The organism is Bacillus sp. TCT6 (assembly GCF_056033845.1).
Genome location: NZ_JBVYHX010000001.1, coordinates 676478 through 702039 on the forward strand (window position 1 = coordinate 676478; position 25562 = coordinate 702039).

Genomic DNA, 25562 nt, shown 5'->3' on the forward strand with positions numbered 1-25562 from the left:
GATGGTACAAAATTTAGAGTTAGAATTACTTCCAATAGGTTCTGTTGTAATGTTTAAAGATTGGGAACATCCATTAATGGTTTATGGAAGAAAACAGATGGATTCTGAAACGAAAAGAACATGGGATTATGTATGTTGTTATTTTCCTCATGGTAATATTTCTTCGGAGTATAATTTCTTTTTGAATCATGAAGATATTTCTAGTGTTTTACATCTTGGTTTTATTAATGAAACAGAATTAGAGTTTCAAAAATTATTTAAAAAAGAAGTTGAAGAAAAACGGTGATTCTTTTAAGCTGTTAGTGTTTTTGAAATAGTTAATGGATGAATGTTAATACATATATATTTAAAGGAAGGGGACTCTCTATGAAATTACTTCGCTCATTTCTCATTTTCACTCTTGTTGTATTGTTAAGCGCATGTAATACAGCAACAAAAGTCACAAAGGTTCAAAAAAATGGCGAAACGACTTTAACAATTGGTTCTTTGCAGGGGTATTACGATGTACAAACGCTTAAAGCTGAAAAAGGAAATGTGGAAATTCCTTATGAGGCAGCAGTTGAAGAAGGTACGATTTTATTGCAAGTCACAAAAGACGATAAGGTCATTTATGAAGAAGAAGTCACTTCTCAAAAAGAAGGTTTGCTTTCTTTTGAAGCGCCAAAATCCGGATCATATGATTTAATTGTACGTGTGAAGGGTGAAGAAGAGAAAGCGAAAGGAATTCAAATACATACGAAGCTATGAAAAAACGGCAAGCGGAGTATACTCGCTTGCCGTTTCCATTTCCAGTTGGTTCTGGCATAACAAATGCTCATCAATTTCAAGAAGTGAACGTAAAGTAATTCAGAAGTATACAATATTTTACTTTCAGCGATGTAATCCCTAATAAAAGATTCAATAAATTTTATAATGTAAATATTTAATTCTAATCATTAAAAATCCTACTTTTTCTTACTTTAATTGTTTCTAAAATATAAAGAAGAATACCTAAACCAAATATTTTTTCAGTATTAGAAATATTATTACCTAATTTAATAATAGGTACATTTAAGCCAAATCTTTCACTCCATTCTAAAGGCATATATCCCCTCTTGCAGTTTATTAATATACGATCATCCATTGTACGAAAAGACGTTTCGAAAAAATCAAATTCCACTTCTATCTCAGAAATTTTTATCTCTTTTTCATTCATCAAAGAACCACGTACCATTCCAAATCCTTGTATCATATTTTCTTTAAACATACCTACACAATTATAATTCGAATCATAAATAGCCCAATCATAATTTTCAACTTCACTATGAAAGTATGCAAGAATTTCTCCATCACTTGCTTCCAATCCAACAACGTGTTTATTTTTTAAAGAAGATACTGTCATCATATCAGTTGAAATTAGCTTTGTTCCTGCTACATAAGCTCCATCAGGAGTATATAATCCAAAATGTTTATTACCTTCTGGTAATTCTAATAATACAAAAGTATTAGTATCCCAAAGTGTTATACTATTTTTAACAATATTTTTTTCTAATAACTTCCCTTTTCTTAATTGCAAAAAACCAATTCCTAAAAAAACAAACGAAACTATAACAATAAAAATAACCTGTCCCCAATTAATATGTCCCCACTTTTCATATACAGCACATAGTGCCAAAATAAAAACACCAATTCCAATAAAAAATTTAAACTTCCCTTTCTTTTTATAATACTCAAATAATTCCACATAAACACCTCTATCAGTTGGTCTTAATATTTCAATTACCCTTCAAATAGGGGGCACATTACCGAAAGTGAAAAATTGTATGCTAAGGGTGTAAAAACCTATTATAGCAGGTTTTATAGAGAATATAAGTCTATGTTGATGCTACCCCTTATTATAGTTGTTTTATAAGTTTAGTGGTGAATTTTTTATTGTGAATAGAAAGGAGAATGATGTTGAAAATTTTTAAAAATACAATTTTATTTGTTTTATGTTTAGTAGTTCTTAGTGGTTGTTTTACAAGGGCAAACATATAGCAGTGCAAAAGCATTTTTTGTATAAACCTTTCGTCCTTTAGCGCAAGGAATCATTTACTTATGTGAAGAGCTAATCCGACAAAACAATGCCTTTCCAAGTCAATTTCAATCACAGGTAGCTCAGGGAGATGTAATTGAACACGAGATATTAGAACAAATTCGAGAAATTGACCGAATGAAAACAAGTATGGAAGCTGTTAATCAAGCTATGCCAATCCCGGGTATGGATGCCATGGTAAATCTTTTTATTGTTATGAGGCAAAAACTGCAAGAAAAGCCGGATCATTTGTATCAATTCAATCAGACCTCTAGTAATAATTATAGTACAGCAATTCAATTAGCAACTAGCATTGCTGCAGGTCTTGCGGAAGTTCAAAGTGGGAAAGGGTTTAGTCCCGTAAGTGGTACATTTAGTACACAGGGGTTGAATATGGACTGGACGACTTCCATTCAAAAAATGACAGAAGCTAAGGCACACGAAGCGGACAATTTTGTAAATAGCAATTTATCAGATGATAATATCGAAGAAGGTACAATGTATGATACCCCCCTGAAAAATCTATGCTTCGAAAAGTTTGGGACGGTATATACGTTGGTTCTGGGCAAGTTATCGGAGGGATTGTAGAAGGATTCAATTCACTAAATGATACAGTAACAAAAGAAAATATTAAGTATGCTATAGGTCATCCCCTAGAGACAGCATCTACTGCGTATAATACTTTTTCTAATTCATTTGTGAATGATTTTTGGCATGGTGATGCAGAAAGTCGTGCAAAATCGGGAACAAGTATTTTTATGGAAGTTGAGATAGGATGGATTGGGGATAAAGGGATAGGCTGAGTAGGGAAAATAACTACACTCGGTGAAGGCGCGAATCTAGCAAAAGTCTAGAAGGTATCTCTTCCGTTTCGAATCAAATACCATTGAAAGACCAATTTGCTTTTGCTGGCGGAAGTGGTGGACAATCCAGGTTTAATATACCTGAGTTTAATCAAGCAAAGGATACGCTTTTATCCGCTAAAGTATAATATGGAGCTCATTATGAAAGAGTTAAACGCAGAAAAGTACTTGCACCAGATGTAGAGTATAAATCACCATCAGGTCATACATATAAAACTGATAGTGAGAGGCGAATTACTAGTGTAGAAGGAGAATTAAAAATAGGAGATGCTAAAAGAAATCCTTATGCACAACGAAAAGCTGGACAAAATGGACCGAATGGAAGAAATGATAGATTAAAAGATGATGATGGAGGTCATTTAATCGCAAGTATGTTTGAGGGATCTGGTGATATTGATAATTTGGTGGCAATGAATTCACAAATAAATCGTTCTGGAGGTAAATGGTATAGTCTTGAACAAAAGTGGTCGCAAGCTTTAGCGGATGGAAAAACGGTGAAAGTAAAAATAGAGCCTATATATTCGGATGATAGTATAAGACCTTCTCAATTTAAAATAGCTTATGAGATTAATGGAGAAATTAAAAAAATTAGGATAAAAAATCAATCTGGAGGATAAGTATGGAAACTGAAAAAATGGAAATAGTTTATCAAGAAATAGGTACAAAAATAGATGAAATTATACCAGGGGAATGGAACGAAATTTATCTATATGCTGAATTATTAGAGGATTCAACAGAAGCGTACTTCTTCTTTACTACTCCTAAAAAAGATGGTTTTATTTATTCGAATAATATTCCAAAAGTATATGATGTAGATGAGGAGATTTATGATGACTTATTATTCGAACTATATGACGCATTAGAGAAATTACGTGAAGAATTTAAGGAAAATGAACAAGAATTATGGACAAACTTAACATTAATTCTACATGATTCAGGAAAATTCAAAATAGAATATGATTATACAGATGTGTTATCCCCTGAACATAATCCTACAGAAAGGGAGATAATATGGAAATACAAATATCTTGGTATTACTCCCGATAATGAAATTGATAAAAAGTTTTTAGATAATTATCTTAAAAATATAGAAGATAAATAAAAATATTGATAATTGTGTGTTATGTTATCCTCTATGAATTATCATTCATAGAGGATTTTTTATTAAATTCAATAGTTAAAATGAATAATTCTCATACTTAATTATGAGAGGAGTAGATAGGAACAGAATATAGTCCCGTTCGGAACAATGACGTTTGAGGGTTTACTTCATATCTTTTATCTCTTTATTTTCAATATCTTGAATGTATACTTTTGTTGTGTATTTTGAGGATATTAGGGGAATTGGTGGGAAGTCAACTTTTACTTTCAAATTAGGAATACACTTATTAGACACTCTAAGTAATAAATTTGTCCACTTTAATGAGGAGGGAGAATTTTGGGTTTGTAAAATAACAATGGAACTACGTGTTTTTTCGTCATACAAAAACCTCTACATATAAGTAGAGGTTTTTAAATTATATATGAATGAATTATGCTTTTTATATAAAGCAAATCGAGTTCAGATAAACGAAGAACATAGAATACATAATTTTAACTAGATTTATTACTAGCTAGTGTATCCCCACCACCAAGCTCCGCCTCAATCTGCGAAGTCTTCGATGACTCATCCATACGCCAATACGTAATAAAGCTGATTGCAATACATCCAGCTACGTAGAAGTAGAATAGTGATTCCATTCCGATACTCTTTAGCCATAATGCGATGAACTCAGCTGTTCCACCGAATATCGCAACTGTTAGTGCATATGGTAAACCTACGCCAAGTGCGCGAATTTCAGTTGGGAAGAGTTCGGCTTTTACAATTGCGTTAATTGATGTGTAACCAGTAACGATAATGAGGCCGACCATCATGAGTAAAAATGCTACGATTGGTTCTGTCGTTTTTTCCATGAAGAAGAAGATCGGTGCTGTTAGTAACGTTCCGAGAATACCGAAAGCCATTAATAGTGGACGGCGTCCGATTTTATCGGATAGTAGTCCTGCAATCGGTTGAAGTACGACGAATATAAGTAGTGCGACAAAGTTAATCCAGCTTACAACTTCTTTCGGAAGGCCGACTGTGTTTACCATGAACTTTTGTAAATATGTTGTGTACGTATAAAATGCGACAGTGCCGCCTAATGTTAGGCCGACTACTGTTAATACAGCTTTCGGATGTTTCATAAGAGCGCTAATGGTTCCTGCGCTTTCGCGTTTTTGTGATTTTATGTTTGAGAATTGCTCCGACTCATCCATCGTGCGGCGAAGCCATAATACAGCTACTGCGCCCATTGCTCCAATAATGAACGGAATACGCCATCCCCAAGCTTTCATATCTGGTTCGCTTAGTAATTGTTGAAGAACAATTTGAACGCCTAACGCAACCATTTGTCCAGCAACGAGCGTTACATATTGAAAACTTGAATAAAAACCACGGCGGCCACTACTAGCCATTTCAGATAAATATGTTGCGGAAGTCCCATACTCTCCGCCAAGTGATAATCCTTGTAATAAACGGGCAAGAACTAAGATGATCGGCGCCATAATCCCAATGCTTTCGTAACTAGGTGTACAGGCGATAATTAAAGAACCACCGGCCATAACCGTAATGGAAAGAGTTAATGCTGCCCGGCGTCCGTGCCGATCTGCATATCGTCCCATTAGCAAACTGCCGATAGGGCGCATTAAAAATCCAACTGCGAAAATAGCTGCTGTGTTCAGTAATTGACTCGTTGGATCACCTTTAGGAAAGAACTCTGCTGAAAAATAAACAGCAAAAGCAGAGTAAACGTACCAGTCGTACCATTCAATTAAATTGCCGACAGAACCTTTGAAAATATTGCCGGCGACTCGATTAGATTTTGCTTGAGCCATAATCATTCCTCCTCTTGCTTATAAATAAAATGATAATTATGAAAGCGTGTTCATTGTAGTTGAATTGTACTGTCTTCGGGATTAAATCTCAATATTATGACAATTTTATTCTTTTTGTACTTTATGTACACGGAGAGTTTTAATAGTTGCTTCATTATTAGTTTTGTCATAATAATAGAAAAAGGAGATTGATAGTTTTGAATATTTTATCAAAGGATATGAAGTATGAAGAAATCACGCAAAGTGTCATTACAAACGAAAATAGTAAGCTTAATTATTACGTTAATTTTATTTGTCGTTCTCCTATTAGCGGGAATATTTGTTTACATTCAGTCCGTTGATACGAAGCGCCAAGTGGAGCAGCTAGCACTGCAAACAGCGAAGTCGCTTTCTTTTATGCCAGCTATAAAAGACGCTTTTCAAAATAACGAGCATAAAAGTAAGATTCAATCCATTGCGGAACAAGTTCGTGAGCAAGCTGGTGCAGATTATGTCATTATAGAAGATCGTTATGGGGTTATGTATTCACATTCTAATTCGGAGTTAATTGGTGCAAAGAGTAACAACCCGTATAACTATGAAGCACTCACTTTTGGTGGTTATTATACGCTTGAAGGAAATGGTGCAAGTGGACCAGCTTTAATGGCGAAGGCACCTATTATTGTTCATAACGGAGACTATGATCAAGTCGTAGGTGTTGTGACAGTAGAGTTTTTAATAAAAGGTATTGAATCTAACATATTGAGTAGAACGAAAGAAATTATCCTCTTCTCCTTAGCGGTTTTATTAGCCGGAATTGTTGGCGGCATTCTTTTAGCACGTAGCATTCGTAAAGATACACTCGGTTTAGAGCCGAATGAAATCGCAGCGTTATACCGGGAACGAAGCGCAATACTACTATCTATAAAAGAAGGAATTATCGCCATTGATCAAAATGGCCTTATCACGATGATGAACACCTCGGCAGAAGAAATGATACATGTAAATGATGATTATATGCAGCAGCATATTTCAAAAGTTTTACCTGATTTTAATATGGAAAGAGTGCTAGAAACAGATCAAGAAATCGCGTTTCAAGATAAAGTGTTTATTTTAAATAGGACACCAATACTCGAAAATAACAGTACGGTAGGCGTTGTATGTAGTTTTAGAGATAAAACAGAACTGCAAAACTTAGTGAACACAATATCTGAGGTAAGAAAGTATTCAGAGGACTTACGTGCTCAAACGCATGAATTTACAAATAAACTTTTTGTTTTATCAGGATTACTTCAGTTAGGGCATTACAAAGAAGCGATTGAATTTATCCAGCAAGAATCTAATATTCATCAAAGCCAAAATCATATTTTATTCCATCAAATTCATGATGCAAAAGTACAAGCAATTTTATTAGGGAAAATCGGAACAGCATCTGAGAAGAAAATTGATTTTCATATTGAAGGAGATAGTGCGCTTCATCCGTTACCAGACCATATAAAAGTATCACACCTTATTACGATCCTTGGAAACATAATCGATAATGCATTTGATGCGGTGAGTGAACGAGAGGAAAAGAGAGTTTCCTTCTTCGTTACGGATATTGGGCACGACATTGTGTTTGAAGTGATAGATAGTGGAGCAGGGATACCGGTAGAAAAAATTACGACCATTTTTCAAAAAGGATTTTCAACGAAAGGAAATGATCGTGGTTACGGACTAGCAAACGTGAAAGAAATGGTAGATCTACTAGAGGGAACAATTGAGATTCAAAACGAGAAAAATGGGGGAGCGATTTTTACAATTTACCTTCCGAAAACATTGAGAGAAAGTACATGACAAACAGGGGGATGGGCACATGTTGAAGGTTGCAATTGCAGAAGATGATTTCCGCGTCGCACAAATTCAAGAGGAATTTTTATCAAAAATAAAAGATGTAAAAGTGATTGGAAAAGCATTGAACGCGAAAGAAACGATGGAACTATTACAAAAGGAAGAAATCGATTTGCTTCTATTAGATAATTACTTACCAGATGGAATCGGAACCGACTTATTACCACAAATCCATGCCGACTTTCCAAGCGTTGACGTTATTATGGTTACTGCCGCAAATGAAAATCATATGTTAGAAAAAGCAATTCGAAACGGCGTAAGTAACTACCTTATAAAACCGGTCACGTTAGAAAAATTCGTTCGCACAATTGAAGACTATAAAAGAAAAAAGCAACTATTACATAGTAACAATGAAATAAATCAAGCGCTCATCGATAACTTCTTCGGGACTTCGCAAACACAAGACATAAAAAACTTACCGACAGGTGTTGATCCGTTAACACTGCAAAAAGTGAAAGGGATTATAAAAGGATTCGAAGAGGGCATTACAATAGAAGAAATGGGAGAACAAATGGGGGCCTCCAGAACAACCGCAAGAAGATATTTAGAATACTTAGTAGCGACCGGCGAATGCACAGTAGAATACACATACGGCATTATCGGACGACCAGAACGAAAGTACCGAATAGGAAGAGGACTATGAAAAAACGATTATTACTATGTATATGGATCATGACAGGAGTAATAGCAGGTTGTTCCTCGGAAAAATCCCATACGAATACAGTGAACATCGACAAAGTAGAAATCGTTGCACCAAACGTTCAAGGAGCAGGATGGGACTTAACAGCGCGAGCGATGCAAAAAACACTGACAGAAGAAAAAATCTTCACAAAACCAATTACTGTCACAAATAAAGTAGGTGGCAGCGGTGACGTCGGATGGAAATATACGAAACAAAAAGGTGGTCACGTACTCGCGATCAACTCAAGCTTACTCATAACGAACAACCTACTAGGCCACAGTAAACTAACATATAAAGACTTCACACCGCTCGCAACACTCGCATCGGACTGGGAAGTCGTTGTCGTCTCAAAAGAATCAAACATAGAAAACGCAAAACAACTCATGGAACAACTAAAACAAGATAAGAAAAACTTCAAAATCGGCGTTGCCCCCGGCCTAGGGAACGACGATCACCTATCCTTCGTACAAGTAAGCAAAGCGTTCGGCATAAACCCTGCCGAACTACAATTCTTCGTCTACGAAAACAAAGAAAAAATCATAAACGCCCTAACGAACAAACAAATAAACGCTGCAACCATGACCCTATCCGAAGCCGAAAAACAATACAAAGCCGGCAAAATAAAAATACTAGCCGTATCCTCAGAAAAACGGCTAGACAGATTACCAGAAACCCCGACGTGGAAAGAACAAGGGATTGACGTTGTCTTCCAGCATTGGAAAGGAATTATGGGGCCGAAAGATATGACTGAGGAAGAGGTTGCTTATTGGGATGATGTGATTAAGAGGATGGTTGAGAGTGATAGTTGGAAGGGGATTTTGAGGGAGCGGGGTTGGAATTCTTATTATAAGGATAGTGGGGAGAGTAGGGGGTTTTTGGAGGAGAGTAGTGGTTGGTATGGGGGAATGGTGAAATTTAGTGATTAATTAAAAGAAGATGGAGTACTAGGCGACAAGAATGAGTTATTTAGTGATGAAGAGCATCAAAATATTAACGGATATTGCTGAAAAAGGGTTTATATTTTAAATAGACTGCCAGGTATGAAAGGTGGTACTTGGCAATCTATTTATGGCAAAATGTTATAAATAAGATATGAAAGAAATCTTGTAACAATTTAAGCTCTATCAATCTATAATATTAAAAAATTTTTTATGCAAATCCTTAGATAACATTATGTAAAAAAGGATGGTGAAATTAAAATCTTTATTAAATTATTTATAGTCGTTCAAATAAATACTAAATTTAATCAATAAATAAATTGATTAAATTTAAAAATTACTTAAATAAAATCAATATTTTTAAGCATAGAAACAATAATATCTCCACGAAGCCATAGTTGTTGTTGATATATGCTGATACCGTTAATGACAAGTGGTTTCTTTGATGCGTCACTGCCTGTTCCACGAATGAAAAATGAATGCTCTGTTGATTTAGGGAAATTAATTGATGTTTTAACAGTATTAGAACGTTTGTTGATAATAGGTTCATGATTTTTATCTAACTCAATTGTTTCCTCTAGTTTGTCATTATTAATTAAATAACGAACTTTTTCCCATACAGGTTTAATATCATTTTCTATAGTTTTATCATTCATAGAAAGTCGCTTAAATCCAAGGAATTTATTATCCAGTAATGGAGCTTTCATAGAAGGCTCTTCGAAAATAATAAATAAAAACTGTTTTTCATGAAAGTAGTTATAGACAAAGGATTCATCAAATTGTATTTTTGGATCAGTCCATTCTTCAAAGTCAATTTGGCAAAATTTCATATCTTCTGTACGGCGACTTTCGGTAGTTTGCACGATAGATTTTGGAACAATTCCAATCTTACTAAATAACTCAATTTTACTTAGTTTTTTCACTGTTCCCCCAAACATTTTTACAATAATTTGTTTCGAGATAGATTTTGGTGCGGATCCGTTTGTAGTTGGTAGAATGCCAAATTCTTTCATGAGCTCTCTTATCGTTTTATTTTTATATTTTTGAGTAAGATTATGTAATTTATTATCAAGTTCTTTAAAGTTTAAATATGTATCATCCAGCTTTTCAAATTTATCTCCAAAATGTTTTTGTACTAGAGTTGATACGGTAGTCCGTTTTAGACGGAAACGAGGGCGGTTAGGCCACTTAGGTGCTGTGTCTATCAGCATTAAACTTTTTCGTAGTTCAGAAGAAATTCGAGGATATTCAGCTGTAGGGTCCTCGTTTGTATCCTTTAAATGCTGAATAAAATCACGCACAATGAGCCAATCGTTTTTTAGAATTTCTTTATCTTCATCTGAAAACGTGTGAAAATGATAACCTTCAATGAAAAATTTAGCATATTCAGCAGCTGTTACAGTTTCTGGAGAGTCGTAGTGATAATATACTAATAATAGATGCTCTAGTTTATGCCAGAAGCTAGAGGTTTCAAATTCTTCATCAGTGATTGCTTCAGGTGAAACAGCTGTAATTGACATAGGCTCTTTTGCTTCATAAATAGTGTTAGATATTTTTTTGGTTCTACTATTCTTCTTAGGTCTACGAATACCAGTTGTTTTTAATTCTGTTTCAATACCGTCCACAATTAAATCAGGTTTTTTATCTGTATCAGGGGGATAACCTAAGATAGATTGCTCTACAACGTCTCCAGCAATGCCAGTAATTTTAGGTGATTTAATAGTCTTTGCAAAGACATTGTTAACATCACAATCTCCAAGTGTATTACCTACAGCGTTTTGAAAAATTTTATCTAATTCTTTTCGTGTGAATTTATGTAAAGCCATGAGAGAATACTCCTTTTTATATTCTATGATTATATTCTATGTATATATAATACATTGTTTCATCTTATTGGTAATTAAATTTTATGAATAACTTCAAATTTATTCCTTTTAAAGGAATAAGGGAGTTTATTTACTATTCTTTATAAAAGGGATATTATGTATTTAGATGAAGAAGAGGAAATAATATACAGAACAATGGTTTTGAAAAAGCTAATATGAAAAATTAGACACTAAATTGGCTTTTCAATATTATTTGATAGAATTTAATTTTGTTATTTTAATATGAAGTTTTTAAGTGGGCCATAAAATATGAAAATAAATTTTATACGTCTAAAAATAGGAGGAATAAGGTGTATCCTAGGAAAGAAGTATGTAGAGGAATTATTAATTTAATAGTTTTATAGTGGGTTATCTCTATATTGTAAAGAGTCGTTATTATAGGGAAAGGAGATAAAAGGTTGAAAAAATTAGAGTTACTTAATCAATATACCCGTGAAGATATATATAATATTTTTGATGGTGTTACACCATTTACACCGGGTGCTGGTACTTGGGGAATTCATGGTATTGTGAAAATTCTAGATCGTCCACGTGAGTATGTTTTCTTCGTAACTTTTGGCCAGGATAAACTAGGTCAAGAATTCAAAGAAAGTATCACAGAAAAGGGAGTTCTTACATGGCAATCGCAAAAGAAACAAGGGTTAAAACATCCTCAAATCTTAGATTTTATTAGCCATGATCATCAAAAGCATAATATTTACTTGTTTTTACGAACTCGAAAAATTAATCCCAAAACAAATAAAACAGAACCATTTACTTATATGGGGAGACTTGCTTATCTAGCTCATGATTTAGAAAAAGAACATCCAGTTTTGTTTAAGTGGCAGCTTTTAGATTTTGAATTTGCCACTAATGAAGATTGCACTACGTTAGATTTAACTTTAGTAAAAGAATTATCTACGTCTTATGATGTAAAGGGAAATAGTTTACTTGAAACAAGTGAACCGGAAAAAAGGGAGCGCCAAGAACGGGAAAATAATTTTAGAGCTAAAAAGAATGATTTTGAAGTTAGTGATAAAAAAAATAAAAAAATGGGTTTGCTAGGGGAATTACTTGTTTTAGATTACATACATACACAATTTATCAATGCTGGACGTCATGATTTAGCAGAGAAGATTATACATACATCAGTTGTAGAAGGTGATGGTGCAGGATATGATATCCGATCCTTTAAAGAAGATGGTTCACCACTTTATCTTGAAGTTAAAACTACAACTGGGGGCATCAACTCAGATTTCTTTATTTCTCCCAATGAACTTGCTTTTGCTGAAGAACATTCTAATTCTTATCAATTAATTAGGGTATACGAATACAATGTTGCAACTAATAGTGGTAAATTTTATAAAATAGAGGGTAATTTAAATAAGAGGCTTAATTTGAAACCAGTACAGTATTCAGCGAGGTTTTGAAAGGTTTCATATCTTGAGTTTTATATTGTTTGGTGTGATATATGTAAATAGTGAATTTGGACTTATTACAATTAATAGTTTAATGTTTTGATAAAATAATGTTGCAAGAACATCAATAAGATATAACTCTGAACAGTGATTTTATGGAATAAAATATACATTTGGATATAGTATTATTTGTAACAATTACGAACTGGCTTGGCAAAATGATTAATAAGATGATTTATCCCCTATTTTGAAGTATCTATTTTTCTTTAGACGTACTATTTGTAAAGTAGTAACAAATAGATAAAAGGCAGATGTCTTTAGGGGGAAGTGATATCTGCCTTTTTAATAGGGATGGTTAATCCTTTAACAAGAAATTTGACTCCGTATTATTTTTTATCAGCAATAATATCAGCTATGTACGAATTATTTAACCAATAACACTGCTTTGTAATTTGCTGGCCATCAGGTAAAGTTACTTTATCGGCACCGTTGCGGGCTTTTGGCCTAATATGCGCGACACTGTTGAAGTTTATTTTTGGTAGGTTATTTGCTTCGACGACTTTGTCACCACGTTTTTTATATTCAATTTGAATACCCTCATGTATTACTTTATTAACTTCTTCCCATAGTTCACGTATTTCTTTTTCTATTGTAGGAGCAGGCATGTTCCAAAGTTTAATACCTTTAAAGTAGAGGTTACGATTTGGATTTTCTTTTTTTGTTTGGTTAAATTCAAAAATTACAAATAAAAACTTTGTTTGATAGAAGCGTTCTCTAATTTCGCTTTCTTCCCAGGATTCGTTTGTCCATTGATGAAAATCGATTGTTTCAAATGACATGCTTTGTTCGGGTTTACCGTTGGGCTCTAAACGAACTGTTTTAAATTCTATATTAGCTTTCGCAAATTCTTCAATTTTATCGATTCGAGTTCCTTTGATACCAAGTAAAGAGCTTACTAATAGTGGAACAAAGCTTTTGGTTGTAGGTTTGTAATCAATAGATAATTTTTGAGCGATTTCTTGATCAGTTAAGCCTATGTAATTTTCAAATTTTGAATAAAGGATTTCTTCTAAAGATTTTCCTTTTAGTTCATTTGTTGTTGTAAAACTTACTAATTCTTCGTTTAGGTGATATCTGCGAACTAGTGCTGTCATATAAGAAGGCTTTAAAGAAAAAGCTCTTTGCATTGCTGGAATTTCAGAATACGGTTGTGAGCGAAGTGAATTTTTATTGGAACCCTTAGTGCAAGCTCCTAAATAGTTTGTATCACCTTCAGATAATTCATGTGCTTTGCCGGCACGAATTTTATTTATGATGGTTTCCCAGTCTTGTCTAATTATTTCTAAATCAGCTTCGGGATAGGTGAATAAAAGGCTTTTTGTAATGTGAAAATCTTTACGGTCTACACCAGGTACCCATTTATAGAACATTAATAGTAGTTTTTCGTTTTTCTTCCAAAAGCTTGATGTTTCAAAGTGTGTATGAACCTCATCCATATAGTTGATAATATTTAAGACTAGCCGCTCTTTGGCGGATAGTGAACCGTTTTTATTTTGTTTAAATGCAGTTACTTTAAGTTCAATACCAAGGTGTTTAAAGTCAGCTTCTGCGTTTGAATTGACTTCATATCCAAAAAAGCTTTCCTCGATTACTTGCCCTAGCGCACCTTTTGATTTCGCATTTGCGAGTCGGTCAGTTGTATCAATTTCACCAAATATTTTTCCTTCAGCTTCATGCGCTTTTTTCATTAGTTCTTCTATTGTAGTGTAGTCCATAATAATCTCCTTTCTGTATCTAGTGCTTCGTTGTATGATTTTAAACAATACATATTAAAGTTATGCTATAATAAAAAGCTGTTTCAATTTTATATAAGTAAAATTTATGAGAAGGAAAAGACGATTTGTTTTATTAAATAACGGCTATATTGGATCTGTTCAAGGGAAGTTTCTTCCTTTATAATATTGATATAGTAGCGAACTGTTTTCTTAATTGTTACAAGCCAAAATAAGGAATTGTAAAAAAGTATGGTTCATGAAATGTTATAGTTGATCTTTTCCTCACTTTTTATTATAATGAAGCATAGATAAATAAAATACCGAAAGGATGTTCGTGTATTTATGGTGAAAGTAGTAGAACTTTTTGCGGGAGTAGGAGGTTTTAGATTAGGACTGGAAGCAAACAAAAACTTTGAAGTTCTTTGGGGAAACCAGTGGGAGCCCTCAACTAAAGCACAACATGCATTTAATTGTTATGCAACTCGCTTTGAAAATAAAGGAATACATGTAAATAGAGATATAGCAGAAGCTTGGCCGGAAATACCTGAGCATGATTTATTAGTAGGTGGATTCCCTTGCCAAGATTATTCTGTAGCACGTACTTTATCCAATGAAAAAGGAATACAAGGGAAAAAAGGTGTTCTTTTTTGGGAGATAATGAAAATAGTTAATTCTCGCAAGCCAAGATTTGTTTTGTTGGAGAATGTAGATAGATTATTGAAGTCACCAGCAAAACAAAGAGGTCGTGACTTTTCTATTATGCTGGCGAGTTTTAGAGATGCAGGATATGTAGTGGAATGGAGAGTTATTAACGCTGCGGATTATGGAAATTCTCAAAGAAGACGAAGAGTATTTATATTTGCATATCTAGATGGGTCTGGTTTTGCTACTATTCAAAGTAAGGTGGAGCCATTAGAAGTGCTGTGTGAGAATGGATTTTTTGCCCCGGTATTTAAAGTACTTGAGGCACCTAAAGAAAACAAAAAAAGAGGTCAGTTTGGGTTGCCGAATGATATTGTGGAGGTTTCTGATACATTTAAAGCAGAATATTATAATTCTGGTGTGATGATAAAAGGACAAGTATATACTGAGGAAGTAGTGCCGGTAACTGAGAATCCCAAGACGTTAGGTGAGATAGTTAAGAAAGTATATGATAACTTTGGTCCTGCGGATGAATCTTATTATTTGAAAATGGATAAAGTTAATAAAAAGGGAAGAACGGAATTTGAGGAACTTAAGTATCTCAAAGGCCCTAAGAAAGAAGAAAGAGTATCGAAGGCGACAGGGCATAAATATTTCTACTCTGAGGGAGGGATGGCTTTCCCTGATGATTTAGATAAGCCCGGACGTACAATGTTAACAAGTGAAGGAACATGTAATAGAAGTTCCCATGTTATTGAAGATCCTTATACAAAAAGACTAAGATATTTAACACCAGCTGAATGTGAACTGTTAAATGGTTTCCCGATGGGCTGGACGAATACAGGAATGCCACAAAGAAACAGATACTTTTGTATGGGAAATGCTTTAGTGGTTGATTTGGTGGAGCGAATGGGTGAAAGAATTGTGGAGATTATGGCAGAAGAAGAGATGGAAAGTTCTGTACAGCTGAGCATGAATCTCAAAGGATAATGTATAAAAGAATATAACTCATATTAAAGCAACCTACTTTATATATAGAAAGTGGGTTGCTTTAAATTTATTGGAAAAAGAAACAAAAGATTATGGAAGATGCTATAAAAGGAAATACTTTAGAATTGGTGATATTTGATGATGCGGAGGATATAAAAAATTATTTAGTGTTTAAGTTTTAAAGAAGTCTAATGGAAACAGAGTTAGGCTTCTTTTGGTTACTTGGAATTAAGGTGCCCAATAAAAATCATATTATGGATTTTATAGATGATGAGTCAAAAAAGAATTTGTTGCTTTTATAAAATAGGATTAAATTTAAGAAAATATTGTAATTATTTTATAGCACCTTAACACCAACAATTCCTCTGTAGATATTGTATAATATGGAATATATTCGAAACGTATTTTTATATTAAGAGGTGTTACATCATTGGAGAAATATACATTTGATTTTCTACAAGAGATATTCCCTGAGTTAGCGGAAATTGGGAGGGATATTGAAAATATATTTTATCAAGATCCCCAATCGGTTTTAATTAAGGGGAGAATATTTTCAGAGTTATTATCAAAGCGCATTGCTGAAAAAGATAAATTATATGATATTCAATATTTAAAGCAAGTGGATCGGATTCAAGAATTGGAAAAAGAAGGTGTTTTATCAAAGGAAATTGCACGCGCATTTGATACGGTTCGTTATTTAGGAAATAAAGCAGCACACGAACATATTGAAAGTGGAGTAGAGAGTGCCTTTAAAATGCATAAAAATCTATTTCAAATTGCAGTGTGGTTTATGGAGGTATATGGGAGTTATGAGTTTGTTGCCCCGAAATATAAACACCCACAGCCGAAGAGTAGTGTACATATTGTGGAGAAATTAGAAGAAAAGATATCTGCTAGTTTAGAAGAAAAGATAAAAGTACTAATTGAGATTGCAAGTAAACAAAATACATCAAATCAAACTGAGGAATTAACAGAAATAAATAACGCTGAGATTGCGGTAGGGTTAGAAATTGAAGATAAACAGTCTGTGGATAGTGAAGAAGAAGCAGAAGCAGATAACAATTTTGTGTATGATGATTTTATTTTAGGAGAAGGAGAGAGCTATTTACTAGCAGAACTCTCGAAGCTGAAAGAATCATCTCAAGAGGCTATCGAAAATCCTAGTGAATTTAGTTCATTTAAGGATTATTTACATGTTGAAAGAACGATACAGAACGATATGATGTCTGCTCTAACAGCAGCGGCTGGGCAAAATACAAGTCAATTAATTTTCTTGTGTGGTAGCGTCGGAGATGGGAAATCACATTTATTATCGTATGTGAAAAATAAATATCCTGAATTGATGGAAGAGTTTTCGGTGCATAATGATGCTACGGAAAGTTTTGATCCACAAAAGAGTTCCCTTGATACATTAGCGGAAGTATTAAAGCCATATAGTGATAGTGAGATTGATGGTTCTAGATTCAAGCTAATTTTAGCTATTAACCTAGGAGTTCTGCATAACTTTATTGAATCAGATTATGCAAAAGAGCACTATCAAATTTTAACAAAATTTATTGAGGAATCAGGAATATTCGAGGCAAATGAAATTGCTACTAATCAACAAAGCGGTAATTTTCACTTGATTAACTTTAGTGATTATCAACCTTTTGAATTAACTAGTGAAGGGCCAAAATCAGATTATTTTTCATCTATTTTAAAGCGAATTGTGGTTGAGTCAGAAAAAAATCCATTCTATCAAGCTTATTTGAAGGATAAGCAACGTGGTATAAATGGATTCTTTATGGTGAATTATGAGTTATTGCAACAACAACAAATACGAGATGGTGTTTTAAGTATATTAATTGAAGCAATAGTTAAGCATAAGATGATTATTTCGACACGTTCCATGCTTAATTTTATTTATGATATTTTAGTGCCTTCTCATGGGAATGAAGATTTTCTTGGGGCAGGTATGATGGAAAAAACCGAAGCCTTATTACCGAATTTATTATTTGATGGTCAAGAAAAATCAAATTTACTAGCAGTTATTTCTAAAATGGATCCTATTCATTTACGATCAAACAGTGTAGACCAAATGCTAATTGAGCTAAACAATTCAGTAAATATGAGGAATACTTTCCAAAAGCATTTGAATTTACATGGATTTGATGGATGGATAGAAGAGCTAGAAGAGATGGGGTCTTTCTTTGAGCTAAGTGATTCATCTAGACAGGTATTCAATAAAACATTAATACGTATGTCATTCTTTTTATCTTCGGTTTTAAATGAAATATTTGGGGATGAAAATTATAAGAAATATATGGAATATTTATATGCTTTTAATAAAGGAAATCGATCTGATTTAAAAGGTATGTATAATTTAGCGAGAAAATCAATTTTCTTATGGAACGGAAGTCCGAAGTCAGATTATGTATTTATGGATTACTCAAATGATACTACTCAGGTTGCACAGTCTCTTAAAATCAAGCCGTTTGTAGGACATTTGAAAGGGATAGGACCGGAGGTTTTAAATCGATTTAAATTAAATATATTACTTGCTTTTTCCAATGAAGATAAAGTAGCTCCTGTATATTTAGAAATTGATTATCCATTATATGAAATGATGGTTAAACTTTCAAAAGGTTATCGTCCGAATAAAAAGGATAAAGAAGATTGTATTCAGTTCGTTGAATTTGTGGATAAGATAATGAAATTAGGAAATAGAGAAAAAGAATTATTGTTTGTTCAATCTAATGAAAATGGAATGTTCAAATTGACATATGACGAAGATTTTGAAGAATTTACGTTTAGAAGGGATTAGAAAATGATTGTAAGAAAGAATTTAGAGGATTTGAAAATTTCGCTGAGTATTAAAACGGAAAAATTAGGAGTAAAACATATAATAAATAAAAAAGCTCCGCTGTTACCTTTCTCTACACGAGAACCAGAGCGAGCAAAATTTGTAAAGGGGTTTCAGGGAGTATTAGGAGAATTTACGCGTCTTGTTAGCGGAAATAAGTTAAAGATGGAAGTTAACCTAGAAGAACTTATTGGAGAGATTAGTAAATCTGTTGATGTATCAAAGCAAGATAAGTCGCAATTTGAACAAATACTACGTACCTTTCTGCAGGATAGTGACAATACAATTAAAATTTTTCATTTGCATTTATTTCAATATTTACCGTTAAGTGAAAGTGCAGATAAAAAAGGAGAAAAAGAGATTGCTAGGTTTCTTTTAGACGTCTTATTAGACGAAAAAGAATCGGTAAAAGAGGTTTTTGGAAAAAGTGATTCGACAGATTTAATGTCACGCCTTGTCTTAAAACAATTAAATCATTTGGAGAACGACGAAAAAGAACGTCGTCCTTATGTTAACCAGTTTCCATTTGTTTCGAAATTATTCCAGGAAGATTTTAAATTTTTAGCGGAGCATAAAGATTATTTTAGAACTCATTACCACTTATTTCTTAGTTATTATTACTTCTTATATATTACTCAATTGACTTTAAAGCTTTCACAAGTTGGAAAAGCGAACTTTAATGAGAACAACGAAGTTTATTTTACACTTGATTGGGAGTCTACAAGTAAGAATAGAAAAGGCTATACTCATGGTTATCAAATGATTAAAGATACAGGTAGACATTTACTACTTCATATTAATTGCTTAGAACATTTAAATTTCTTGATGGGAGTCGAAAAAGCGGTTGGTTACCCTGAGTTGAAGGTTACGTATCAACAATTATCTAATGAGGATAAGGAAATGTTTTTAGGGATGCTTCGTGATTGGATTATAGAACATAGAAAGTATTCAGGCCTTAGAGTGTATGAAGAAGATTTAGTATTAGAATATGATACGCTTGTGCAGTATCTATTTCGTAATATAAAAGAAGTTTATGAAAAAAGTACAATGTTAGGGTCTCGAAATAGGTATTTTTTATCAATAGAGGAGATCGGAAAAAAATACTTCTTAAAAACTAGAGGGTCACTTGGTTATATGCTTAATATTAGTCAAGATATGTTATTGCTACTAACAGCATTGAGCTTGAAAAAGGAAAGAAAACCTTTGAAGCAAGTATTTATAGATTTAGAGGCTAGAGGTTTATTCTTTGATCGGTATTCGAAAGAAGAAATTGTACAATTATTTGATAAGCTGAATTTAATAGACAAAAAAAGTGATAGCGGTGATGCACAGTATGTTAAACCAATTTTATAATTATCTTTCAGATAAACTAATAAATTATTTACAAGCGGAAAACCTTAGAGGTGGAGAGCGATTTTACCTTCAATTTGATAATCATGAACAAGTGCAAGCATTTTACGATACTTTAAAAGAACACGATTTATCGCAAGCGTTTTATTATCAGCATAAGCAGGGAACTCCATACGAAACGATTACTATTAAGGTTTCAGAGGAAATAAAGGTAGTTGTTGCGACTACATCGGTAAATGTTACTCCGGACTTTCTAGTAACACTGCGTAATGAAGTCGGTGAACAAAAGGATGTTTGGGAGAAAACAGCTTTACTTAGTATATGTCATGAGACACTGGACAGTATTAAGGGTGGTAGCAGTGATTTACAAAAAGAGGGCATGCCGTTTAATGTGAAATCAATTTTGAAAACATTAAAAGAAGAAATTGAAACTTCTGCTTTAAACAAAAAAGAGAAGGAAGTACTATCATTTTATTTACGTAAAAAATTAGATGATACAATTGTGCGACCATCTCTTTGGGATTATGAAGAAATTCTTGGTTTTTTATCAAAACAAGAGATTACTAGAGAAGATTATTCTAATTTAGGTATTTTCTATGATGAAAATTTAAATCAATTTACTTCAGCTCAAATGAGAAAAAGATTAGAAGAGAATGCTTCATTCTTTGAGAAAGTACAACATATGCATGAATATGAGCATTTAGAGAGTCAATTAGAAAAATTATTTGATGAGAAAGGTGTTTCTCGTTTAAAGAAAGAAGATTGGCAGCAAGAGGATTATGTTTTTGTTAAAGAGTCTAATGACAATTTGATGGCAACAGATCGTGCATTAGAATACATTGAATCCACAAAGAAATATTCAAAAGAGGGTTTGTTGTACTGGGAGAAAGCGCAGGCTGATACAAAGGCTGGGAGACGTAAACGACATATTATTGTTTTTAATCCTACACAGATAGAAGATATCAACCTGAACTTTGAATTTGAAGAAAAGTTGAAAAAGGAATACATTCATAAAAATTCACAGGATTTTTGTGAAATATCTGGGAAAAAGTTAACTGTTAGTTTAGCACATAAGCAAAATGTGACTTCATTCCATAAAGTTGTATATACACATAAGATGCAGTCTAAGTCGAAATATGAGTTTCATATTGCTGTTGTAGAATGCGAAGCTGGTTTTTTACAATCTCTTCAAACAATTTATGAAGTCAATGTGAATAAAAAAAATCTAGTTATAAATAAAGCTGAAGAAAGCATTGTTTTTGGAGATATTTCTAGCGAATCAGAAGAAGTATTCATTGAAGAAGATGCACAGATTATAAATTGGCAAGGTGGAAGTTTTGAAGCTTCTGAATCTTCCCCTGCATGGAATGACGATAGCTTATCATTTTCTATTCAAATCGAAACATCTTTAATTCCTATTCTTATTAGAGAACAAGTTGCAAAGACTGTTCCAGTATCAGGAGAAAGGGTATGGAAATTAAAAAGAGAACATCAAGAAAGCTTTGAATATAACTTTGATACAAATAAATTAAAACAAGGTACAAGTGGATTTTCAGCACGAGAAGGATTTCGAAATTATTTGCAAGATGAAAGAGTATGGATTGAAAATGATATTATTTTTGCGATTAGAGGAGTATCAGGTTTAAATAAGGTTGAATTATCAATTAATCCATCATTGAGAGATACGTATCAACAATTATTAAATTACTATAAGTTTAATAATACGCTTCCTAGTCTTTGTTTTATGGATGATCAATTAAGAGAGCTATCTATAAGATACTTGAAGGCTTTTAACGAAAGCGTTGCTCATATACAAGAAAATGTAATGTTAAAAGAAGAAGAAAAGAATCTGTTTAAATTGGGAGTTATTGAAGAGGAACAAAGAGTCATACTAACACCGTTGCATCCTCTTAATGTTGCCTATCAGTTAAGTATTAATGATGAAATTAAAAACGAAGTAGTTGAAATGCATATTTTAAACCGTTTGCATCCTAATAATCTATTGCCATATATATATGGACAGAATGATGAATTGTATCGACCAGTTTCTCAAAATGAAGCACCTGAATGGACTGTTTATGAACCACTTCATAAGGTTGCGATTGGGGAATCTAATGCATTTTTAGCTAATGTAGTTGAAGAAAAGCTTCAACAATTTGTGGAGCATTTCCAATACTTATTTTTACAAGAATCTAAATCTCCGATACGAATCAATGTGATTAATATAAATAATGATAAAGAAGTTGTAAGAGGTTTAGTACAGTTTATTAAGAAGCAGATAGATAAAAAAGGGCCATCTAAAATTATACCAGTAGAGGTTGCCTTATATCATGAGAGTGATGCACTGAGCGCCTTTGAAAAATTTTCTATATATGATGATGTTCAAAAATTTGAGGAGTTCTTTGAGTTATCGTTAGCATCAAAGAATCTCGATGCTGTAGACGTATTAAGGCTGATTCGAGAAAATGTTTTCTATTATAAACTTATTGGTTCGAAAGAATATGGTTACGCTCACATTTCATTCTATAAAATGATTTCAAATGAGAAGCATGCGAAAAGTACAATGGAAGATATTGAAACAGGATTATCTTTAAATGGAATGTTATCATCTCTATCATCTATTAGTACAGAAGTAGATTATCGTACAGGATTTGGATTGAAAAATGTATTGAATAATGAACATTTGTTAATTCAAACTGCTAGAGGAATGAATGAATTAGGAAGTAATTTAAATAACGATGGTACAAACCCTTACCGTAAGAACGAAACAATTGTTACGAGAACATCTACCTATGATGAACAAGTTTTGGAACATTTATATGAATCTTCTTATTGGGTAACATTTATTGAACCTAATGTTGGTTTAGATTTCTTCCAAGATTCATCAAGTAATTTATTGGTTATTCATTATAGTGATCAATATTCTTCATCAAGCCAGTATGATGCAATTACAGTAACGGATAAAGCAAGACAATATCGAGCGGTTATTGAACAGTATTTGGCAGAAAAAGAAATTGTATCGACACCTGAAAAAATTAATACAGCTATTAGAGCTTTCAATAGTTTAAATGGTGAGTGGTTACTACGAATTATAGGAAGTAAGGGACAATTCTCAAGAGAAAAGTTAAGTATTATTTCAGCTGTGAAATATATACTAAGTGCTTTAGATCATGAGAATATTTTATGGGTTCCTATCTCATTAGAAGAAATATTGCGTGTTGCTGGAGCGGTGAAATTAACAAAAAGTGAAGGTGTATTTTCTGCGAAAAATCTAGGCGGAAAAGGTGCGCATAGTGATGATCTACTGTTAATCGGAGTAGAAATGCAAGATGATAAATTATCAGTGCATTATTATCCAGTGGAAGTGAAAATCGGCTTAAATCAAGACAGTGCTATTGCAAAAGCAAAAGAGCAAATTAATGCTACTAAGCAACTATTTGATACGCAACTTTCTAAAACAAGTGAAGATGGTTTACATGTATTTAAACATAAGTTTTTCCGGAATTTCTTCGTACAGTTACTGCTAGCGAATGCTGAGAAATTTATTGCAAACAACATTTGGCCAGAAAAATCTTATGAGAAAATTGAAGAACTAAAGAAAAGATTATTAAATGATGATTACGAGATGAGTGGACATTTGGATAGTAAAATTGGAAAAGGTGCAATTTTATCATTCAAAAAGGAACAATCATGGAGATCTATTAAAATTGAAGAAGATATTTTATTAGTGGAATTAACCGAAGAGGATGGATATGAAGGAGTAGTCGAAGAAATTGAGGCACTCAAAATGAAAATCCATTCGGGTGGAACTGATATTAATCCAGATAGATTATTGAATAAGAATCATGACTCCAATCAAGAGTTAAAAGATTCTAGCAATAAAGTAGTTTCAACTGTACCTCCTTCTCAAGAAGTAGTAGAAGACAAAGAAAAAGAAACAAAAGGATTAAAGGATATCCGCGTTTTGTTAGGAACGGTAGAGGGGTCGACTCAAGAAATATATTGGGAATTCGGAAACCCAGAGCTAGCAAATAGACATATTTTAATTTCGGGTAAATCAGGGCAAGGTAAGAGCTATTTTATTCAATGTTTACTTCTCGAACTGGCGCAAAACGGAATTTCTAGTATGATATTTGATTATACAGATGGATTCAAGAATTCTAAGTTAGAACCGGAATTTAAAGAGAAACTTCAAGATAATATTGAACAATTTTTAGTAGCAAAAGACAAATTTCCAATAAATCCATTTAAACGAAATCAAAAAGAATTGGATGAGGACATTTATATTGATGAAGATAATACAGACATTGCTGAAAGAATCAAAAGTGTATTTGCAGCTGTATATAAAGGATTAGGTAGTCAGCAACAAAACACTATATATGAAGCGGTAATGTGTGGTTTAGATAAACATGGTGAAAATATGAATTTGGAATTCTTATTAGCAGAATTGGAAGAAGATACTTCTGGCCCTGCTAAAACTACAAAATCACTAATTAAGCCATTTATTGATAAGAATCCATTTAATCATAGTGCCATCTGTGATTGGGGAGAAATACTAAACCAGAAAGGTAAGGTATTTATTGTACAATTAACAGGGTTTAGTCGCGAGGTACAGCTCATGATTACAGAATTTATCTTGTGGGATATTTGGAACTATCAATTGCACCACGGAGATAAAAATAAACCATTTCCAGTTATATTAGATGAAGCACAAAATCTTGATCATAGAGAAAAATCACCAAGCGCCAAAATTTTAACTGAAGGAAGAAAATTTGGTTGGTCAGGTTGGTATGCAACACAATCATTAAAAGGACAATTTACAACGGATGAAATTTCAAGACTACAGAATTCAAGTCAAAAAGTATATTTCATGCCACCAGAAAATGAAATTAGTGCTATTGCATCAAACCTTGCTCAAGATTCAGCTGTACGTAAAGAATGGGAAAAACGACTTGCAACATTAAAGAAAGGTCAATGTATCACTTCGGGACCAATGTTACAGAAAGATGGTACGTTGAAGTCAGGTAGTCCTGTAATTATTAATATTAGTGCGTTGCAGGATAGGTTGAAGTAATAATTTAATAGTGCTATGAAAGTTTTAGAAAACCATCTTGGACATTATATCTGTTTGGGGTGGTTTTTTCTATTGTTAAGCATGTTGAAACCTAGAACTAGTAGGAGGTCCACCTTGTCAAGCTTTCTAAAATTCTTAAGTGATTTTCATATAGATAAAGATGAGGGGAGTTTGTGACTAGATAAATTCTTAGTATTTAAAGAGTATATATAGTTGATCTTTTAATTTAGTGGAGATATAATAGGTGAATCATAAAAATGAAAGGGGGCAGAGCGGTGAATTTTA

At 33.1% G+C, this 25562-nt stretch carries 16 protein-coding genes and 1 pseudogene; 13 read left to right on the forward strand and 4 right to left on the reverse strand.

The annotated features are described in order from the left end of the window. Window position 1: 1 nt before the first annotated feature. Both AC0ONG_RS03335 and AC0ONG_RS03340 read left to right on the forward strand, forming a co-directional pair. Window positions 2–286: a DUF4176 domain-containing protein gene (locus tag AC0ONG_RS03335; RefSeq protein ID WP_000250499.1), complete on the forward strand. Its 285-nt coding sequence runs from the start codon at window positions 2–4 to the stop codon at window positions 284–286. A gap of 80 nt (window positions 287–366) precedes the next feature. Further along, the gene (locus AC0ONG_RS03340; RefSeq protein WP_000771854.1) at window positions 367–747 is read left to right on the forward strand and encodes a BA_1872 family lipoprotein; all 381 of its coding nucleotides are present in this window, start codon (window positions 367–369) and stop codon (window positions 745–747) included. A 181-nt stretch (window positions 748–928) separates the two neighbouring features. On the opposite strand, the gene AC0ONG_RS03345 is transcribed toward AC0ONG_RS03340, so the two are convergent. Further along, window positions 929–1723 (reverse strand): hypothetical protein, encoded by a 795-nt coding sequence (locus tag AC0ONG_RS03345; protein ID WP_000418489.1) that lies wholly within the window; start codon window positions 1721–1723, stop codon window positions 929–931. Window positions 1724–2269: 546 nt separating this feature from the next. Here AC0ONG_RS03345 and AC0ONG_RS03350 point away from each other — a divergent pair. From AC0ONG_RS03350 to AC0ONG_RS03360, 3 genes and pseudogenes are all read left to right on the forward strand, one after another. After that, window positions 2270–2850 (forward strand): annotated as a pseudogene (locus AC0ONG_RS03350) (hypothetical protein); the annotation flags it as partial. Between the two features lie 299 nt (window positions 2851–3149). After that, on the forward strand, window positions 3150–3533 hold the full coding sequence (locus AC0ONG_RS03355) for a DNA/RNA non-specific endonuclease (protein WP_225986872.1): 384 nt from the start codon (window positions 3150–3152) through the stop codon (window positions 3531–3533). A gap of 2 nt (window positions 3534–3535) precedes the next feature. Next, window positions 3536–4018, forward strand: coding sequence for an antitoxin YezG family protein (locus AC0ONG_RS03360; RefSeq protein WP_000447112.1), 483 nt, complete (start codon window positions 3536–3538; stop codon window positions 4016–4018). Window positions 4019–4509: 491 nt separating this feature from the next. On the opposite strand, the gene AC0ONG_RS03365 is transcribed toward AC0ONG_RS03360, so the two are convergent. Beyond that, window positions 4510–5832, reverse strand: coding sequence for an MFS transporter (locus tag AC0ONG_RS03365; RefSeq protein ID WP_000035836.1), 1323 nt, complete (start codon window positions 5830–5832; stop codon window positions 4510–4512). 225 nt (window positions 5833–6057) lie between these two features. Here AC0ONG_RS03365 and AC0ONG_RS03370 point away from each other — a divergent pair, with 225 nt between their 5' ends. Genes AC0ONG_RS03370 through AC0ONG_RS03380 form a run of 3 tightly spaced genes read left to right on the forward strand, consistent with a single transcriptional unit; the run spans window position 6058 to window position 9309 of the window. Beyond that, a complete protein-coding gene (locus tag AC0ONG_RS03370; RefSeq protein ID WP_136996524.1) occupies window positions 6058–7647 on the forward strand; it encodes an ATP-binding protein in 1590 nt (529 codons plus the stop codon). 19 nt (window positions 7648–7666) lie between these two features. Continuing rightward, a complete protein-coding gene (locus AC0ONG_RS03375; RefSeq protein ID WP_118414219.1) occupies window positions 7667–8344 on the forward strand; it encodes a response regulator in 678 nt (225 codons plus the stop codon). Continuing rightward, entirely contained in the window at window positions 8341–9309 is a 969-nt protein-coding gene (locus AC0ONG_RS03380) for a tripartite tricarboxylate transporter substrate binding protein (protein ID WP_136996527.1), read from the forward strand. The genes AC0ONG_RS03375 and AC0ONG_RS03380 overlap by 4 nt, the downstream gene beginning before the upstream one ends. 353 nt (window positions 9310–9662) lie before the next feature. Here the strand turns inward: AC0ONG_RS03380 and AC0ONG_RS03385 are convergent, their stop codons facing one another. Then, window positions 9663–11147, reverse strand: a complete 1485-nt coding sequence (locus tag AC0ONG_RS03385) for a MutH/Sau3AI family endonuclease (RefSeq protein WP_136996530.1) — start codon at window positions 11145–11147, stop codon at window positions 9663–9665. Window positions 11148–11605: 458 nt separating this feature from the next. Here AC0ONG_RS03385 and AC0ONG_RS03390 point away from each other — a divergent pair, with 458 nt between their 5' ends. Next, window positions 11606–12616, forward strand: a complete 1011-nt coding sequence (locus AC0ONG_RS03390; RefSeq protein WP_088015533.1) for a DUF3427 domain-containing protein — start codon at window positions 11606–11608, stop codon at window positions 12614–12616. A gap of 374 nt (window positions 12617–12990) precedes the next feature. On the opposite strand, the gene AC0ONG_RS03395 is transcribed toward AC0ONG_RS03390, so the two are convergent. After that, the gene (locus AC0ONG_RS03395) at window positions 12991–14379 is read right to left on the reverse strand and encodes a Sau3AI family type II restriction endonuclease (RefSeq protein WP_474203513.1); all 1389 of its coding nucleotides are present in this window, start codon (window positions 14377–14379) and stop codon (window positions 12991–12993) included. Window positions 14380–14721: 342 nt separating this feature from the next. Between AC0ONG_RS03395 and dcm the strand changes: the two genes are divergently transcribed. The 4 genes from dcm (at window position 14722) to dptH (ending at window position 25277) form a co-directional block, all read left to right on the forward strand. Next, the gene (dcm, locus tag AC0ONG_RS03400; RefSeq protein ID WP_136996536.1) at window positions 14722–16011 is read left to right on the forward strand and encodes a DNA (cytosine-5-)-methyltransferase; all 1290 of its coding nucleotides are present in this window, start codon (window positions 14722–14724) and stop codon (window positions 16009–16011) included. A gap of 430 nt (window positions 16012–16441) precedes the next feature. Further along, on the forward strand, window positions 16442–18814 hold the full coding sequence (gene dptF, locus AC0ONG_RS03405; protein WP_136996539.1) for a DNA phosphorothioation-dependent restriction protein DptF: 2373 nt from the start codon (window positions 16442–16444) through the stop codon (window positions 18812–18814). 3 nt (window positions 18815–18817) lie between these two features. Then, complete coding sequence (dptG, locus tag AC0ONG_RS03410; RefSeq protein ID WP_136996542.1) at window positions 18818–20206, forward strand: DNA phosphorothioation-dependent restriction protein DptG; 1389 nt, start codon at window positions 18818–18820, stop codon at window positions 20204–20206. Next, entirely contained in the window at window positions 20187–25277 is a 5091-nt protein-coding gene (gene dptH / locus AC0ONG_RS03415) for a DNA phosphorothioation-dependent restriction protein DptH (RefSeq protein WP_136996545.1), read from the forward strand. Before dptG ends, dptH begins: the two co-directional genes overlap by 20 nt. Window positions 25278–25562 lie beyond the last annotated feature (285 nt).

Bases quoted from the DNA above. Each gene is read 5' to 3' on its own strand.
- AC0ONG_RS03335 (WP_000250499.1), top strand. From the start codon at position 2: ATGGTACAAAATTTAGAGTTAGAATTACTTCCAATAGGTTCTGTTGTA.
- AC0ONG_RS03340 (WP_000771854.1), top strand. From the start codon at position 367: ATGAAATTACTTCGCTCATTTCTCATTTTCACTCTTGTTGTATTGTTA.
- AC0ONG_RS03360 (WP_000447112.1), top strand. From the start codon at position 3,536: ATGGAAACTGAAAAAATGGAAATAGTTTATCAAGAAATAGGTACAAAA.
- AC0ONG_RS03365 (WP_000035836.1), bottom strand. From the start codon at position 5,832: ATGGCTCAAGCAAAATCTAATCGAGTCGCCGGCAATATTTTCAAAGGT.
- AC0ONG_RS03370 (WP_136996524.1), top strand. From the start codon at position 6,058: ATGAAGAAATCACGCAAAGTGTCATTACAAACGAAAATAGTAAGCTTA.
- AC0ONG_RS03375 (WP_118414219.1), top strand. From the start codon at position 7,667: ATGTTGAAGGTTGCAATTGCAGAAGATGATTTCCGCGTCGCACAAATT.
- AC0ONG_RS03380 (WP_136996527.1), top strand. From the start codon at position 8,341: ATGAAAAAACGATTATTACTATGTATATGGATCATGACAGGAGTAATA.
- AC0ONG_RS03385 (WP_136996530.1), bottom strand. From the start codon at position 11,147: ATGGCTTTACATAAATTCACACGAAAAGAATTAGATAAAATTTTTCAA.
- AC0ONG_RS03395 (WP_474203513.1), bottom strand. From the start codon at position 14,379: ATGGACTACACTACAATAGAAGAACTAATGAAAAAAGCGCATGAAGCT.
- dcm (WP_136996536.1), top strand. From the start codon at position 14,722: ATGGTGAAAGTAGTAGAACTTTTTGCGGGAGTAGGAGGTTTTAGATTA.
- dptG (WP_136996542.1), top strand. From the start codon at position 18,818: ATGATTGTAAGAAAGAATTTAGAGGATTTGAAAATTTCGCTGAGTATT.
- dptH (WP_136996545.1), top strand. From the start codon at position 20,187: ATGTTAAACCAATTTTATAATTATCTTTCAGATAAACTAATAAATTAT.